Source organism: Agathobaculum sp. Marseille-P7918 (assembly GCF_964248325.1).
Classification (GTDB): Bacteria; Bacillota; Clostridia; order Oscillospirales; family Butyricicoccaceae; genus Agathobaculum.
This window is the reverse complement of record NZ_CAXTXI010000003.1, coordinates 50,181-66,933: the sequence shown is the minus strand read 5'-3', so window position 1 is coordinate 66,933 and position 16,753 is coordinate 50,181. Positions and strand designations below refer to the sequence as shown.

The window sequence follows — 16,753 nt, the reverse complement described above, 5'->3', positions numbered from 1 at the left end:
GAAACCATGTTCCATCGGGTGTTTTTTGTGTTACGCGGTCTGTGCGTACTTGCCGACCAGCGTTTCCGCCATAGAAAGCGGCGCTTCGCCCTTGTTCAGCCGCAGAGACAGATACGGCGTTGAGCCCGCATTGAGCAGCAGCCGCCCGCGGAACGACTCGTCCCCGCACAGGGCGGACAGGCGCGCAAAATCGGTCTGCGCAAAGGTGAGCAGCAGACGGCCGTCCTGCTCCTTGATTTCCGAAATCCCCTGCTCGCTCGCACGGCTGCGCAGCAACGCAATATCCAGTAGCGCCACCGCCTCGCGGGGCGGCTCACCAAAGCGGTCAATCAGCTCGTCGAGCATATCACTCTTCTGCTCCTCCGTACGGATGAGCGCAATACGGCGGTACAAATCCACACGCTGACCAGCATCCGGAACATAGTCCGACGGCAGATTGGCCGACAGCAGCAGCTCGGCCGCGCAATCCACGCGCGGCTTGGGTGTTTCGCCCTTCTCCTCCTGCACAGCCTCTTCGAGCAGCTTGAGATACAGGTCATAGCCGACGCTCATCATGTGGCCGGACTGCTCAGGACCGAGCACGTTGCCCGCGCCGCGAATCTCAAGGTCACGCATGGCAATCTTAAAGCCTGAGCCGAACGCCGCGAACTCGCGGATGGCCGAAAGACGCTTCTGCGCAATCTCGGAGAGTGCCTTGCCGCGCCGGTAGCACAGATAAGCATAGGCATGGCGGCTCGACCGGCCGACGCGCCCGCGAATCTGGTGCAGCTGGGCAAGGCCCATATTGTCCGCGTTTTCGATGATGAGTGTGTTGGCGTTTGGAATATCGATGCCCGTCTCGATGATGGTCGTGCAGACCAGAATATCGGTCTCGCCGTCCGCCATGGCATTCATCGCGGCGGCGATTTCTTTTTGCGTCATCTTGCCATGCACGATACCGATGCGCGCATCCGGCAAGCGCTGCTGGAGCAGATTGGCGCACCGCGCGATGGATTCCACGCGGTTGTGCAGGTAGTACACCTGCCCGCCGCGCGCAAGCTCACGACGAATCGCGTCCAGCAGTACGCCGTCGTTTTGCTCCAGCACGAAGGTCTGCACCGGATGACGGTCGAGCGGCGGCTCTTCAATCGAGGACATGTCCCGGATGCCGGACAGTGCCATGTTAAGCGTGCGCGGGATGGGCGTGGCCGACAGCGTCAGCACGTCTACATTCTTCGACAGCTCCTTGAGCGTCTCCTTGTGGGATACGCCGAAGCGCTGCTCCTCGTCCACGACGAGCAGCCCCAAATCCTTAAATTTAATTTTTTTATTGAACAGCTTATGCGTACCGATTACGATATCGACCGAACCGGCCTCCAGCTTTTTGAGCAGCTGAGTCTGCTCCGACCCGGTTTTATAGCGTGTCAGCAGCTCAATGGTCACCGGATGCCCCTGGAATCGCTGCAAGGCGGTCAGGTAATGCTGACGTGCCAGCACAGTGGTCGGTACGAGGATGGCGGCCTGTTTGCCCGCCAGCACGCACTTCATCACCGCGCGCAGCGCAACCTCGGTCTTGCCGAAGCCCACGTCGCCGCACAGCAGACGGTCCATCGGCCGGTCGGATTCCATGTCCATCTTGATTTCCGCAATGCAGCGCAGCTGGTCATCGGTTTCCTCATAAGGAAAGGCTTCCTCAAACTCGCGCTGCCATGCGTCGTCCTGCGGGAAGGCAAAGCCCTTGACCTTGGCGCGCTCCGCGTACAGCTTAATCAGCCCTTCCGCCAGTTCCTTAGCCGCTGCCTTGGCCCGCGCCTTGGAGCGCGACCAGTCCGCGCCGCCGAGCTTGTTGAGCCGCACCTTTTCTGGCTCGCCGCCGCCGATGTACTTGGAAATCAAATCAAGACTGGTCGCTGGGACATACAGGAAATCCGTGCCCGCAAAGGCAATCTTGATGAAATCGCGCTCCGCACCGTCCACGGTCATGCGCTCCATGCCGACAAAGCGGCCGATGCCGTGGTGCTCGTGCACGACCAAATCGCCCGGTGTCAGGTCAGTGAACGACTTGACGCGGTCGCGGCTCGACTTTTTGACCTGCGTCTTTTTGCGCCGCGCCAGCACCTGCCCCTCGGTGATGACCACCAGACCAAGGTCGGGATACTCGAAGCCCGCGGACAGCGTACCCTCCATCACACAAACCTGCCCGCCCTTGGGCAGCAGGTCGCTGACCGTTGCCGTCAAGCCGGCTTCAGTCAATGCATCACACATATTGCGGCAGCGCAGCGCACTGCCGCACAGCACGGCCACCGCACGTCCCTGCTGGGTATAACCGTGGATATCGGCTGCCGCCATATCCAGATTGCCGCCGTAGGCGTTCATCTGATTTGCGACAAAGTTCTCCAAATGCTGCGGGGCCAGCTCCGGAATATTGTTCAAAAAGCTGTCCAGCCGCAAAATCGTATGCGGCGTGCGGGCAAGCGCGGCGAAGTCAAGCGCATAGCCGTCCAGCCCGGGTGCAATCTCACCGCGCTCAAGCAGTGCGGTCACGTCGTCCGCAATGCGGGCAGCAAAATCGCGCGCGGCATCGCGCAGGCGCGGGGTATCCTCAATGAGCACAATGGCATGTTCCGGCAGATAATCAAGCGCGGTTGCCAGCTCCGGATATACCAGCGGCAGGTATTTGTCCGCCGCGGGCAGCGCACCGGTCTCCTCCAGCCGCTCCGCATCGCGCTCGATATGGGCCGCGAGGTCGGGATGCTTCTTTTTACGCGTGGAAAGCAGGCCGCGCACCGCCTTTGCCAGCCCTTTCGCACCGCCCGGCGCAAGATGCGGCAGTGTTTCCATACACGGCAGGCAGCGCAGTGTTTCGGCAGTTTCCAGCCGTCGCTGACTGCCAACATCAAAGGTCGCAATCGAATCGATTTCGTCGTCCCAGAACTCCACGCGATACGGGTTTGCCGACTGCGGCGGAAACACGTCCAAAATGCCGCCGCGCACCGAGAACTGCCCCATGCCTTCGACCTGCACGCAGCGTTCGTAACCCGCACGGGTGAGCTGCTGCGTCAGGGTTTCCAGCGGCACAGTCTGTCCAGTGGCAAGCTGCACCACGGCGCTTTGCAGCGCGTCGGGCGGCAGCGTGCGCTGCAAAGCCGCCTGCACAGATGCAACCGAAAAAGCTGCACCCGGCAGTGCATCCAACACGGCAAGGCGTTTTTGCTCATATCCGCGCGACACGCCCACCACATCCGCCATAACCAGCTCGCGTGCGGGCAGGGTCAGCACCTCGCGCTCGGCAAAAGCCTGCAGGTCGAGCGCAAAACGCGCCGCCGCCGTATCGTCATCGGTCAGCACGCACACTGGACGGCCGGTGTCCAGCCCAAGCGCCGCCGCGAGATGCGCCTTGTGGATGGCGGACAGGCCGACCGCAAGCAGCGGCGTTTTGCCCTGCTGCACCGCATCCTTCAACATTTTGTATTCATTCAAGAATGTTATACTTTTTGTAATCTCCGTCATGGCAGGCTGTCACCCTCCTTCAGACACGCCAAAAGGGCAGATTTTGCAATCTGCCCTGCTGTCGAACGGAAACACGTTTCCGTTCGAATGGATTCACGTATCAAAACGCCCGGCAAAGCCGGACCTTTTAATGAAAACAGCAGTATACTGCTATTTTCTAACCAAACCCGCGCTTCGCACGAAATATTTTGACAAACTGAGGGCAGATTTTGCAATCTGCCCTCATTGTATGCATCTATTTACCGCTTAATGCGCGTGTTCGTCATGCTCGTGATGGCAAGCGGCGCAATCCATGTCACAGCCGAGAATCTCGGTGGGGTCCTTGCCCAGACGCTTGTAATAGTCCGCGATAGCCGAACGCAGCGCCTCTTCCGCAAGCACCGAGCAGTGCATCTTGACCGGCGGTAGACCGTCCAGCGCCTCGGCAACCGCCTTGTTAGTCAGCTTGAGCGCCTCTTCGAGCGTCTTGCCCTTGACCATCTCGGTCGCCATCGAGCTGGTCGCAATTGCCGCGCCGCAGCCGAAGGTCTTAAACTTCACATCCTCAATGACACCGTCGTCCGATACCTTGAGGTAAATCTTCATGATATCGCCGCACTTGGCGTTGCCGACTTCGCCGACGCCGTTGGCGTCCTCAATCTCGCCCACGTTACGCGGATGGGTGAAGTGGTCGAGTACCTTTTCGCTGTATTGCATAGAAAAAATCTCCTTTTTCGGTTGAATCTATCTTAGTGATGTTCATGCAGCTCACTTGCTGCGGTCAAGTTTGGCTTGCCGTTCTCCCATACCGGGCTCATCGAACGCAGCGTGGATACCACCTGCGTCACCGTCTCGATGATGTAATCCACATCCTCTTCGGTGTTCTGCTCACCCAGCGTCAAGCGCAGCGAACCGTGCGCAATCTCGTGCGGCAGGCCGATGGCCATGAGCACGTGAGACGGGTCGAGCGAACCGGTCGAGCAGGCCGAGCCGGTCGAGCCGCAGATGCCCATGTTGTCCAGCATCAAAATCAGGCCCTCGCCCTCAATCGCCTCGAACACGAACGACGCTGTGCCCGGCAGACGATTTTCCGGATCGCCGGTAAAGTGCGTATAGGGAATGTTGTCCATCACACCCTTGACCAGCTTGTCCGTCAGACGCTTTACATAGCCCATCTTCTCATCCAGACCCTCAACGGCTTCCTTCATCGCCGCCGCAAGGCCAATGCAGCCCGCGGTGTTCTCGGTACCAGAGCACAGACCGCGCTCCTGTCCGCCGCCGTACACCAGCGGTTCCAGTGCAATGCCCTTCTTCAGATACAGCGCACCGACGCCGCGCGGACCGCGGAACTTATGCCCGGACAGCGACAGCATATCAATGCCCATTTCCTGCACATCGATGTGCATATGGCCGACTGCCTGCACCGCATCCGTGTGGAACTTTGCACCGACCGAATGGGCAAGCGCCGCAATCTCCTTCAGCGGCTGAATGGTGCCGATTTCGTTATTCGCCGCCATGACAGATACCAGCGCGGTATCCTCGCTCAGCTCCCGCTTGAGCTGCTCGAGGTCCACATGGCCTTCCTTATCCACATCCAGATAAGTGACGCGGAAGCCTTCTCTTTCCAGCGCTTCGCAGGTGTACAGCACCGCGTGATGCTCAATCTTCGAGGTAATCAGATGCTTGCGGCCCTTCGCCGTCGGACCGTGCATAAAGCCGCGAATAGCGAGGTTGTCCGCCTGTGATCCGCCGCCGGTGAAGATAATTTCGCCCGGGGCGTAATCGTTCGCTTCGTTGACCGGTGCGGCCGCGTTCAGGCACTTGCCGACCGTCGTACGCGCCTCGTTAAGCGCCATCTTGGCCTCGCGGCCGATACGGTACAGCGAGGACGGGTTGCCGTAAAACTCGGTCAGCCACGGCTTCATTGCGTTAAATGCAGTTTCGGACAGCGGAGTCGTTGCCGCATTGTCCGCATAAACAAATCTTTTCATTTTATCTCAAGCCTTTCTCTCCAAAAAGGGGATACACAAATCACGGATACACCACTAAAACGATAGGTTCTCCGGGTACTACTAATATACACCTGAAACGCGCATTTTAGCAAGCGAAAAACTGACGAAACGCGCGCATATAATACCGTCATTTTGCATCATTTTGTGCATTTTGCGTAGTTTTAATCATGACGACGCGTATCAATCCGCTTTTTCAGGCGCTGCAGCACCGCGTCATACCGCGCCGACCGGGCCGTCGGGTTGCCGCGCAGCATGCTCTTGCGGATGCGGCCAAGCCCCGCCGCCTGCTCATCAAAGCGGTTTTGCAGCTCGTCCAGCCGTGCCAGAATCTGCTCCTTCGCATCAGCAAGCTGTTCGCGTGCGCCATCCACCCGCTCGGAAATCTGCTCACGCGCACCACCCATCCGTTCGGAAAGCTGCTCGCGGGCATCGTCCATCTTCTCCGACCATTCGCCGCGCGCTTCGTCCACGCGGTAGGACAGCCGGGTCAGCTGCACCAAAGCGGTCTCGGAAAGCTGCCGGCGCAGCTCCGCGCTCTGTTCGCGCAGCTTGTCCAGTTCCTCCAGCATGCGGGCCAAATCGAGCGCCGTGCGCACGGATACCGCAACGTCGCTGACAAACATCGCCGAAAGCAGCACATCCACGACAATCAGCAGCCCGAACGGCAGCGCCACCACAATGGTTTCCACCGGCGGATGAATCGCCCGCGCGAGGATCAGCCCCAAAAAGCCCCAGCACAGGGAGGATTGCAAGCAGATGCGCCCCTGAAACTGAAACCGGTGGGTGGAGTAGTCCCAGTATTTGACCTTAAACAGTTTTTCCATCACCACGCCGACGACATACTCAAACACCGTTGCCGCCAGCATGCTGGCAAAAAACAATTCCACCGGCCGGTCATACAGCGGCAGCGAAACATGCAGCAGAATCGTCGCCCCAAAGCCGTAGATCGGCAGCATCGGCCCCCGCAGAAAGCCGCGGTTGACAAACCGACGCTGCTGCACGGATACAACTGTGGATTCAAAGCACCAGCCCAGAAAGCAATACAGATAAAAAATCAGCAGCCACTGTGGAGCGGAATAATCATATAACAAAGAGACAGGCCCTCTTTCTACCGAATACCAAATTTTCCTTAATATCTGTTTTATTATTCTATCTAATTTTTTGACTTTTTGCAAGGGCACAGGTATAATAGAGTTAACTCATTTCAAAAAGAAGGGCAGGATGTCGCCGCTATGCTGAATTTTACCATCCACACAACAACCGAAATCATCTTTGGCCGTGGTATTGAAGAGCAAATCGGCCCGAAACTCAAGGAAATCGGCGCGCACCGCGTGTTGGTGCATTTCGGAGGGTCGAGCGCGCGCTCATCCGGCCTGCTCGACCGCGTGGAGCAGAGCCTGTTCCATGCTGGCTTGTCGTTCATTGAGTTGGGCGGCGTCGAGCCCAATCCCAAGGTATCCATGGTGCGCAAGGGCATCGCACTGTGCCAGCGGGAGGGGATCGACTTTATCCTTGCCGTCGGCGGCGGTTCGGTAATCGACTCGGCCAAGGGTATCGGCATGGGTGTTGCCACGGGGCGCGACCCATGGGAATTTGCCTCGACCGGCACCGCACCCGACAAGACCCTGCCTGTCGCTACCGTGCTGACGCTTGCCGCCTCCGGTTCGGAAAGCAGCAACTCATGCGTGCTGACCAACGAGGAAACCCGCGAAAAGCGCGGCATCACCAGCCAGACCAACCGTCCGCGCATCAGCTTTCTCAATCCGGAAAACACATTTTCCGTGTCCAAATTCCAGACCGGCTGCGGCATCGTGGATATCCTGATGCACACGCTCGAGCGCTATCTCACCCCCGAAGGCGGCGAAAGCGACATCACCGACCGTCTTGCTGAGGGTCTGATGATCGCAACGCGCGACGCAGGCCGCCGCGCCATCGCAAACCCCAACGACTATGAAGCGCGCGCCACTCTTATGTGGGCGGGCAGTGTATCGCATAACGATTACACCGGCTGCGGCCGCGCACGCCTGTTCCCGGTGCACAAGCTTGAGCATGAGCTGAGCGCCTTCCGCGACGAGATCGCACACGGCGCAGGTCTTTCCGTTCTGTTCCCGGCGTGGGCGATGTACGAAATGAAAAACGATATCCCGCGCTTCGCGCAGCTGGCAAACCGCGTGTTCGGCGTAGAAATGGACTTTGCCTGCCCGGAGCGCACCGCGCGCGAGGGTATTCTGACCATGAAGCGCTTTTTCGAGGAAATCGGCATGCCGGTACACCTGTCGCAGCTCGGCATCAAGCCTGCGGATTATGAAACGCTTGCAAACAACACCGTTCGCACCGTAAAAGGTCCGGTCAAGAGCTATACACCGCTCGATAAAGACGCCATCCTTGCTATTTACCGTTTGGCCGAATGACCCCCCTTGCCGTCTGCGACGGACGTCTTCATGCGTCCGCCGCAGACGGGCCAACGGTTTTTACGAATTTTTCCGTTTTTTCTTTGATTTTTCTCTTGACAACTTTTCACTTCGCGCGCTATAATGTTTAGGCTAACTGCAATAGATGCTTGCAGTTTGATACCAGCACTTTTTACATTCCTCAATAGCTCAGTTGGTAGAGCATGCGGCTGTTAACCGCAGGGTCGTTGGTTCGAGTCCAACTTGAGGAGCCATACAGGGGTATAGCTCAGCTGGTAGAGCATCGGTCTCCAAAACCGAGTGCCGTGGGTTCGATCCCTACTGCCCCTGCCACCTTGCTGCTGTAGCTCAGTAGGTAGAGTGCATCCTTGGTAAGGATGAGGTCACCGGTTCAAATCCGGTCAGCAGCTCCACAAAAAGCGAACCGCCTGAAGCGGTTCGTTTTTTTATGCAATGTGCAAATCCTCTGTAAAAGGAGTGTTTCGCCTTGAAAATCCGAAACTCCCTGATTCTTCTGCTCACCGCCGCCATCTGGGGCGTGGCGTTCGTGGCGCAGAGCGTCGGCATGGACTATGTCGGCCCATTCACCTTTCTGTTTGCGCGCAGTGTAATCGGCGGTATTGTTCTGCTGCCCGTCGTCGTCATCCTGCATCAAAGCGGTCCAAGCCATACGCACGAAAACGCCGAAGAAAAACGGCGCGCACGCAAAACGCTGGTGCTTGGCGGTGTGTGCTGCGGCACGGCGCTGTGCTTTGCGAGTATTTTTCAGCAGATCGGCCTGCTGTACACTACAGTCGGCAAATCCGGTTTTCTGACCGCCTGCTATATCCTGATTGTACCGCTGCTCGGCCTTCTGTTCGGGCGCAAATGCGGCAGACTGGTCTGGTGCGGTGTGGCGCTGGCAATCGTCGGCCTGTATTTCCTCTGTCTGACCGACGGGTTGAGCGTGAACCGCGGCGACCTCCTCACCTTTATCTGTGCCATCCTGTTTTCGGTACATATCATGGTCATCGACCATTTTTCTCCTCTGACCGACAGCGTGAAAATGTCCTGCATTCAGTTTTTTGTCTGTGCTGTGATTGCAGGCGCGGGTATGCTGCTCTTTGAGCAACCCAGTCTGAGTGCGCTGCTCGCCGCGTGGAAGCCTGTGCTGTACGCAGGCGCATTGTCCTCCGGCGCAGCGTATACCCTGCAAATCATTGGGCAAAAGGGCATGAACCCGACCGTGGCCTCGCTGATTATGAGCCTGGAGTCGGTTATCTCCGTGCTTGCCGGTTGGATTATCCTGCACCAAACATTGTCCGGCCGAGAGATTCTGGGCTGCGTACTGATGTTTGCCGCTATTATTTTAGCGCAGCTGCCGGATAAAAGCGCCGCCTGAGTTTGCTTTCAAATTGCATCAAAGACCGTCAAATGACGGTCTTTTCTTTTGTGTATTTTTTTGCGCATCCCATATTGACAAACCTCCTGCCATGTCATAATATGAATATATGAACATATGAGCAATCATTCATATATAGATTAGGAGGCCGTCTTTATGGCATTCGAAGAATCCTGCGGAGCTGCATCTGCAACCAAAAGCACTCTACGCTCCCACACGCATGCAGAAAATACTGAAAATTATATAGAGCATCCCCACTCTATTGCTTGTAATTGCGGACAAGAGCACCATCACCACCACGATGATGCCTGCGACTGCGGGCACGAGCATCACCATCACGGTGACGCCTGCGACTGTGGGCATGAGCATCATCACCACGATGATGCCTGCGACTGTGGGCACGAGCATCATCACCACGATGATGCCTGTGACTGTGGGCACGAGCACCACCATCACGATGATGCCTGCGGCTGCGGGTACGAGCATCATCATCAGGAGCATCACGAACACCATCCCGAAGCGCATGCTTTCCACAAGCACGGCAAGCAGCGCGTGTATACATTGCAAAACCTCGGCTGCGCGCACTGCGCTGCTGAAATGCAGCACCAAATCAGCCGTCTGGACGGTGTGCACGACTGCACTCTGGTGTTTGAGACCCGCCAGCTGCGCGTGACCGGTGACAATCCGGACGCGTTGCTGCCCCGCATCCGTGAAATCTGCACCTCCATCGAAAGTGCGACCAAGGTCATCGCGCCTGAGGAGGAGGAAGAGGAAACCGGCGGCCATACGCTGGCCGAACTGCTCATCGGCGCAGGACTGTTCCTGCTTGGCGAATTAGTGCTGAACGGTGTGCCGCAGGTCGTCGCTATGCTGGCAGCATATTTGCTGCTCGGCTGGCGCGTGCTGCTGACCGCTGTGCGCAATATCGGCAAAGGCCGAATCTTTGACGAAAACTTTTTGATGTCACTGGCAACCATCGGCGCATGGGCCATCGGCGCATCCGACGAGGCAGTCGGCGTTATGCTGTTCTACCGTATCGGCGAATATTTTGAGGACCGTGCGGTCGAGCGTTCGCGCCGTCAGATCATGCAGGCGGTCGATTTGCGGCCGGAAACCGTCAATCGTATCCAGCCCGATGGCAGCACGCAGACCATCCCCGCCGCCGATGCGCAGGTCGATGACCTCGTTCTCGTCCGTCCGGGCGACCGTGTCCCGCTCGATGGCGTAGTTGAGGAAGGTGTCAGCCGTCTGGACACCGCCGCCATCACCGGCGAGCCGGTGCCGGTGCGCGTCGCGCCCGGCGACCGCGCGCTGTCCGGCTGCGTTAATACAGACGGCGTGCTCAAACTGCGCGTCACCCATGTGCTGGCCGAAAGCATGGTACAGCGTATTTTGGACAGCGTGGAAAACGCTGCTGCGCGCAAACCAAAAATCGACCGCTTTATCACACGCTTTTCGCGTGTTTACACGCCTGCCGTTGTCGGCATTGCGGTACTGACCGCCCTTGTCCCCGGCGTCATCACCGGCGACTGGAGTCATTGGGTCTATACTGCGCTGACCTTCCTTGTCATTTCCTGTCCGTGTGCGCTTGTGCTGAGCGTACCGCTGACCTATTTTGCAGGCATCGGTGCAGGCTCCAAACGCGGCATCCTGTTCAAGGGCGGCGTGTCGTTGGAAGCGCTCAGCGATGTGAAAACCATTGTCATGGATAAGACCGGCACCATCACCCGCGGCAACTTTGCTGTGCAGCAGGTGGTGCCTGCCGCAGACGCGAATATGGAAGCCGTCGAACTGCTGCAGCTTGCGGCAGCCTGCGAATCCGCGTCCACCCATCCGATTGCAAAATCCATTCTGTCCGCCTGCCAGACCGACTACCCTGCTGCAGATTCCATCCGTGAACAGGCAGGCGAAGGCGTGGAAGCCGTTATCGGCGGCAAAACCGTGCTTTGCGGCAACCGTAAACTGCTCGAGCGGCACGGCATCGACCTTGCAGGCCTCACCGGCACGCCCGGCAGCACCGAGGTGCTGCTTGCACGAGACGGACAACTGCTCGGCCATATTGTGATTGCGGACACGGTCAAGGCAGACGCGAAACAGGCCATGGACCGCATGCAGGCGCAGGGCCTTACCACTGCCATGCTGACCGGAGACGCGCAGGAGACCGCAGACGCGGTCGCAAAGGAACTTGGTATCCAAGAGGTGCGCGCACGTCTGCTGCCCGAGGACAAACTGACTGCACTGACCGAGCTGCGCGAAAAGCACGGCGCGGTGATGTTCGTCGGCGACGGCATCAACGACGCGCCCGTGCTTGCGGGCGCGGACGTAGGCGCAGCGATGGGCAGCGGCGCGGACGCGGCAATTGAAGCCGCGGACGTGGTATTCATGAACGCCGACCTGTCCTCCATTCCGGCTTCCGTGCAGATAGCACGCGGCGCGCGGCGTATCTCACACCAGAACATTGCATTTGCGCTGGGCGTTAAGCTGCTGGTCATGGTGCTGGGTCTTGCCGGTATTGCATCCATGTGGCTGGCAGTATTCGCAGACTCCGGCGTTGCCATGCTGTGCGTGCTCAATTCCATCCGTATGCTGTATGTCAAAACCGAATAACACAAAAAGCGGAAAGCCCTGGTGGGTTTTCCGCTTTTGTTTTCCCTCACAGCCGGTCCAGAAAGCTGTGGCGTCCGTTTTCATCCCGCCAACCGAGCAGCTTTGCGGTATCGACATTTTTAACGGCGTTTAGGATATTCGCCTCAATCTGCGGATTTTCCGCCGCAAGCGACGCAATCAGCGCCTTGACTGCCGCGCGCTTGGTATCGCGCTCCAGCTGTTTTGCCGGGCAGTCGCACGATGCAAAATCCAGCCCGCAAAACTCTGCCCACGCCTGTACATTGCGTTCGCGTGTCAGATACAGCGGACGAATCAGCTCCATCCCCGCATAATTTTTCGCAGCAAGGCGCGGCAGCATCGCCTGCACCTGTCCGCCGTAAATCAGTCCCATCAGCACCGTCTCGACCGCGTCGTCATAGTGATGACCGAGCGCAATCTTGTTGCAGCCGCGTTTTTGCGCTTCGGTGTACAGATATCCGCGCCGCATTTTCGCGCACAAAAAGCACGGATGCTCAGCCGCGTGGTTGCCCGCGATGCGCAGCACATTGGTCTCAAACACCTCGAGCGGCAGACCAAGGTGCGCGGCGTTCGCTTCCAGCCGCGCGCGCCCCTCGGGCGTGTAGCCCGGGTCCATCGCCAGAAAGCGCAGCGAAAAATCCACCGTGCGCTGTAAATCCTGCAGCAGAAGCGCGAGCAGCATGGAATCCTTACCGCCCGAAATGCAGACCGCGACAGCGTCCCCCGGCTGCACCAGCCGGTATGCCTTGACCGCGTCCACAAAGGGTTTGCGCAGCGTGCGCACAAATTCGCTTTGCAGCGTGCGCCGAATCTCCTGTCCGGTCATGCGCCACCCTTTTTGTGCTGGAAGTGATAGGTTACACGCGCCAGCAGGCTGTCCGGCGCGAAATGGCGCGCAACCGTCATCGCCTTCATCGCTGCACCCGGCACAACGATACCTTTGCCCGCGAACATCCCGTCCACCGCCGCACGCGCAACCCGCTGTGCGGTCAGGCCGCCGAGCGCAAACCGTACGCCCGCAACCTTGTTAAACTCGGTATCCACCGGTCCGGGGCACAACGCGCACACCTTGACACCGCTGCCTGCACGCCGCAGCTCCTCGCGCAGCGCTTCGGTCAGCCGCAAAACGTAGTTTTTGGTCGCGTAATAGGTCGCCATGAGCGGACCCGGCAAAAAGCCCGCGCTCGACGCGACATTGAGCACATAGCCGCGCCCGCGTTTCTGAAAATCCTGCACAGCCAGCTTGGTCAGGATATGCACCGCGCGAATGTTGGTGTCAATCATGCGCAGCTCTTCATCCAAATCGGTTTCGGTGAACGCGCCGAACAGACCGAAGCCCGCGTTATTGACGACCACCTCAAGATCATCCCCGCGCGCTGCTTCATACAGCAGGCGGCATTCCTTTGCGTCCGAAACGTCCGCCGCGATGATATGGCACACGGTCGGCAGCTCGGCAGCAAGTTCACGCAGCCGGTCCTCCCGCCGCGCGCACAAAATCAGCTCATAGCCGCGCTCAGACAGAAGTCGGGCGATTTCGCGCCCAATGCCTGAGGATGCGCCGGTAATCAATGCTTTCATCATGCTGCTCCCCTTTCCGGAGGTTTTTGCTTACTCTTAGTGTACCATGCGACCCGCGCGCCGTCAAACCGGAGCTTACGCCAATTTTCCTTTTATTCCGCCTTGGATAATGGTATACTGAATAGAAAGGAGGGCTTTTTATGGAACGAACTGAGCTGGAAAGCAAACTGCTTGCCCTACTGACGCAGCCCATGCGCATGGATGAGATGCGCCGCGCCATGCCCGAAACCGGAAAGAATGAGCTAAAGGACGCGCTCGACCATCTGATTTCGGACGGTCAGGTGATGAAAAACAAGAAAAACCGTTTTGCCGTCTGCACGCATTACGGCTGTGTGGCAGGCACCTATCTTGCCACCGAACGCGCCTTCGCTTTTGTCGCCCCTGACGCGCCCGCGGATGGCGCCAAGCCGGACGACCTGTTTATCCCGCCCGGTGCTAACGGCGGCGCGTGGCATGGCGACCGCGTGCTGGTCAAGCTGTCCGAGCGCAAAAACAATCGTGGGCGACGCGAGGGTACGGTCATTCGCGTACTGCGCCGCGCCGACCACGAGCTGACCGGCGCACTGGTGCAGCGCGGAAACGCCTATTTTGTGCAGCCGGTCTCCAAGAAATACCCCGAGGTTGCCATCGACCGCCACCATCTGGGTGACGCCCAGCCCGGCGATCGCGTAGCGGTGTCTATCTCCTGCTACGGAGATGAAAAGCTGCCGCCGCAGGGCGTGGTCGAAGCGGATTTGGGTGAGGACGGCACAATGGAAGCCGCCATTGCAGGCATCCTGCACGAAAACGGCGTGTATGATGTATTTCCCGACGAGGTGCTGCAAGAGGCGGACGCCATCGGGCAGGAGATCGATCCGGCGGCATGTAAGGACCGTCTCGACCTACGGGACAAGCTCATCTTCACCATCGACGGCGACGACGCGAAGGACTTTGACGATGCGGTATCGCTCGAGCCGCTCGAAAACGGACACTTGCTGCTCGGCGTGCATATTGCCGACGTGTCGCATTACGTCACGCCCGGCGCACCGCTCGATATGGAGGCGTTCCGCCGCGGCACATCGGTCTATTACCCGGGCCATGTCGTGCCCATGCTGCCGTTTGCGCTCAGCCATGGCATCTGTTCGCTCAATCCCGGTGTCGACCGTCTGACCTTCTCCGCGCTGATGGAGGTGGACAAGGACGGGCGGCGGTACAAGGCCCGCTTTGCCAAATCGGTCATCCGGTCGGGCGCGCGCATGACCTACAACAAGGTAAACCGTATCCTTGCGGGCGACAAGGCCCTGCGGGAGGAGTATGCCTTCCTCGTCGATACCGCCGAGCGTATGAACGACCTTGCGCACGCGCTGTACAAGCGGCGCATTGAGCGCGGTGCTTTGGAGCTTGACATCCCGGAAGCGCAAATCATCGTGGACGAAAACGGCAATCCAACCGACATCCAATACCGCGACCGGGGCGAAAGCGAAAAGCTCATCGAGGAATTCATGCTTGCGGCGAACGAAGCGGTCGCAGAGTATATGTGCAAAAGAGAGCTTCCGACCGTGTACCGCGTGCACGAAAACCCCGACCCGGACAAGCTGCGCGTGTTCGCAGCCTTTGCGCGGCCGTTTGGCTACCGCATCGACCCCTCCAAGCCGGAGGACACCTTCCAGTTTCAGACCGTGCTGCGCGGCGCGAAGAACGACCCCAAGCAGCGCATTCTGCCGACGCTGCTGCTGCGCAGCCTTGCCCGTGCGCGCTACGCGGATGAGTGCATCGGCCATTATGGCCTGAAAGCAAAGTTCTATCTGCATTTCACCTCTCCCATCCGTCGCTATCCCGATTTGGTGGCGCACCGAATGCTGCAAAAGGCGCTGACCGGCGAAGAATTCACGACCGCCGACCATACCCTGTGCGAAGAAGCCGCATCTCAATCCTCCACGCGCGAACAGGCCGCGGACGAGTGTGAACGCGGCATCGACAAACTGTATATCGCGGCCTATATGAAGCGCTTCATCGGCGAGGAATTTGACGCAGAGGTGTCTGGCGTGCAGTCGTTCGGCATCTTTGTGGCCCTCGAAAACGGCTGCGAAGGACTGATTCGCGTCGAACTGCTCACGGGTGACTTCTACCAGTATGACGAGCAGCGCATGACCATGACCGGCCGCCGCACGGGCAAACGCTTCACCATCGGCACACCCATTCGCGTCAAGCTTCTTGCCGCGAGCGAAGTGACCGGACAAATTGACTTTGCGCCCGCCGAAGGCGCGCTGCCGATATCCGACCCGACCGAGGATGCGCCGCCTCCCGCGTTTGCGCCTGCGCCCGGAAACCGCGCACAGCGCCGCCGGCAGGGACGCGGCAAAGGACGCGGCCGCAAGGGCAAGCCGCCCACGCGCAAAAGGCGATAAATCATCCCAAGCAGAAAGGTTATGAGGAAGCATGCCAGGACTTGTTCTGGAGGGCGGCACGTTCCGCCCGGTATTTTCGTGCGGCGTGATGGACGCGCTGCTCGATAACAATTTGATGTTCGACTATGTCATCGGTGTTTCCGCCGGCATCACCTATGCGGTATCCTATCTGTCCCGCCAGCGCGGGCGCAATCTAGAGGTGCTGCGGCAATACCGCAACGACAAACGCTATTTCGGCGCGCGCAATCTGCGGCGCGACCACTCGATTTTCGGGGTGGAGTTCGTATTCTCCACCATTCCGAACGAATTGATTCCGTTTGACTGGGACACCTATCACCGTTATGCGGGCCGCATCCGCGTCGGTGTAACCAACGCGCGCACAGGCGAGGCGGAATACCTCGACGGCATGCAGCTTGACCGCGCGAGCACCATGCTGCGCGCGACCTGCGCCATCCCGATTTATTTCCCGCCGGTCACCATCGACGCGCAGACCTACTATGACGGCGGTCTGGCCGACCCGATTCCGATTGTCAAAAGCCTGCATGACGGCAACGAAAAGAATCTGATTGTGCTTACCCAGCCGCTCGACTATCGCAAGGAAATGACGCACGGCACCAAGTTTGCCGCGCGCGCCATGCACCGCAAGTATCCCGCGCTGACACGCACTATGCTCACGCGCCCCAAGCGCTACAACGAAACCGTGTGCTTCTGCCATCAGCTGGCGGAAAAGCAGCCGCAGAACACCGTACTGCTCCAACCCACCGACCATTTGGAGAGCTTTGAAAAAGATGTGAAAAAGCTGGAATGGGGCTACGAAATGGGGTATAATATGGCATGCGCGCGCATGGATGACATCCGGCGCCTGTTTTCCTGAGAAAAACGCGCTCTGCG

12 protein-coding genes and 3 tRNA genes are annotated in these 16,753 nt (G+C 58.8%); 9 read left to right on the top strand and 6 right to left on the bottom strand.

The genetic code is table 11. From position 1 onward, the window contains the following. Positions 1-30: 30 nt before the first annotated feature. The 4 genes from mfd to ACESSO_RS05535 all read right to left on the bottom strand — a co-directional run bounded on the left by mfd (position 31) and on the right by ACESSO_RS05535 (position 6,571). Positions 31-3,489, bottom strand: a complete 3,459-nt coding sequence (mfd, locus tag ACESSO_RS05550) for a transcription-repair coupling factor (protein WP_373164061.1) — start codon at positions 3,487-3,489, stop codon at positions 31-33. A 246-nt stretch (positions 3,490-3,735) separates the two neighbouring features. Then, entirely contained in the window at positions 3,736-4,185 is a 450-nt protein-coding gene (nifU, locus tag ACESSO_RS05545) for a Fe-S cluster assembly scaffold protein NifU (RefSeq protein WP_373164060.1), read from the bottom strand. A 32-nt stretch (positions 4,186-4,217) separates the two neighbouring features. Continuing rightward, positions 4,218-5,459, bottom strand: a complete 1,242-nt coding sequence (locus ACESSO_RS05540; RefSeq protein ID WP_373164059.1) for a cysteine desulfurase family protein — start codon at positions 5,457-5,459, stop codon at positions 4,218-4,220. Between the two features lie 182 nt (positions 5,460-5,641). After that, positions 5,642-6,571 (bottom strand): hypothetical protein, encoded by a 930-nt coding sequence (locus tag ACESSO_RS05535; protein ID WP_373164058.1) that lies wholly within the window; start codon positions 6,569-6,571, stop codon positions 5,642-5,644. Between the two features lie 141 nt (positions 6,572-6,712). Between ACESSO_RS05535 and ACESSO_RS05530 the strand changes: the two genes are divergently transcribed. The 7 genes from ACESSO_RS05530 to ACESSO_RS05500 all read left to right on the top strand — a co-directional run bounded on the left by ACESSO_RS05530 (position 6,713) and on the right by ACESSO_RS05500 (position 11,879). Continuing rightward, complete coding sequence (locus tag ACESSO_RS05530; protein WP_373164057.1) at positions 6,713-7,891, top strand: iron-containing alcohol dehydrogenase; 1,179 nt, start codon at positions 6,713-6,715, stop codon at positions 7,889-7,891. 178 nt (positions 7,892-8,069) lie between these two features. Next, positions 8,070-8,145: transfer RNA gene (locus ACESSO_RS05525), tRNA-Asn, on the top strand. 3 nt (positions 8,146-8,148) lie between these two features. Then, a tRNA-Trp gene (locus ACESSO_RS05520) sits at positions 8,149-8,224 on the top strand. A gap of 4 nt (positions 8,225-8,228) precedes the next feature. Beyond that, a tRNA-Thr gene (locus tag ACESSO_RS05515) sits at positions 8,229-8,304 on the top strand. A 74-nt stretch (positions 8,305-8,378) separates the two neighbouring features. Further along, positions 8,379-9,272, top strand: a complete 894-nt coding sequence (locus tag ACESSO_RS05510; RefSeq protein WP_373164055.1) for a DMT family transporter — start codon at positions 8,379-8,381, stop codon at positions 9,270-9,272. Between the two features lie 262 nt (positions 9,273-9,534). Continuing rightward, entirely contained in the window at positions 9,535-9,945 is a 411-nt protein-coding gene (locus ACESSO_RS05505; RefSeq protein WP_373164054.1) for a hypothetical protein, read from the top strand. Continuing rightward, positions 9,870-11,879 carry a heavy metal translocating P-type ATPase gene (locus ACESSO_RS05500; protein WP_373164053.1) on the top strand — a complete coding sequence of 670 codons (2,010 nt, stop codon included), beginning with the start codon at positions 9,870-9,872 and terminating at the stop codon, positions 11,877-11,879. Before ACESSO_RS05505 ends, ACESSO_RS05500 begins: the two co-directional genes overlap by 76 nt. Before the next feature lie 46 nt (positions 11,880-11,925). Here the strand turns inward: ACESSO_RS05500 and ACESSO_RS05495 are convergent, their stop codons facing one another. Then, positions 11,926-12,723, bottom strand: a complete 798-nt coding sequence (locus ACESSO_RS05495; protein ID WP_373164052.1) for a tRNA 2-thiocytidine biosynthesis TtcA family protein — start codon at positions 12,721-12,723, stop codon at positions 11,926-11,928. Then, a complete protein-coding gene (locus tag ACESSO_RS05490; protein WP_373164287.1) occupies positions 12,720-13,475 on the bottom strand; it encodes an SDR family NAD(P)-dependent oxidoreductase in 756 nt (251 codons plus the stop codon). Before ACESSO_RS05490 ends, ACESSO_RS05495 begins: the two co-directional genes overlap by 4 nt. Positions 13,476-13,615: 140 nt before the next feature. On the opposite strand from ACESSO_RS05490, the gene rnr reads away from it, so the two are divergent. Beyond that, a complete protein-coding gene (gene rnr, locus ACESSO_RS05485) occupies positions 13,616-15,862 on the top strand; it encodes a ribonuclease R (RefSeq protein WP_373164051.1) in 2,247 nt (748 codons plus the stop codon). A 31-nt stretch (positions 15,863-15,893) separates the two neighbouring features. Then, entirely contained in the window at positions 15,894-16,736 is an 843-nt protein-coding gene (locus tag ACESSO_RS05480; protein ID WP_373164050.1) for a patatin family protein, read from the top strand. Positions 16,737-16,753: the final 17 nt, after the last annotated feature.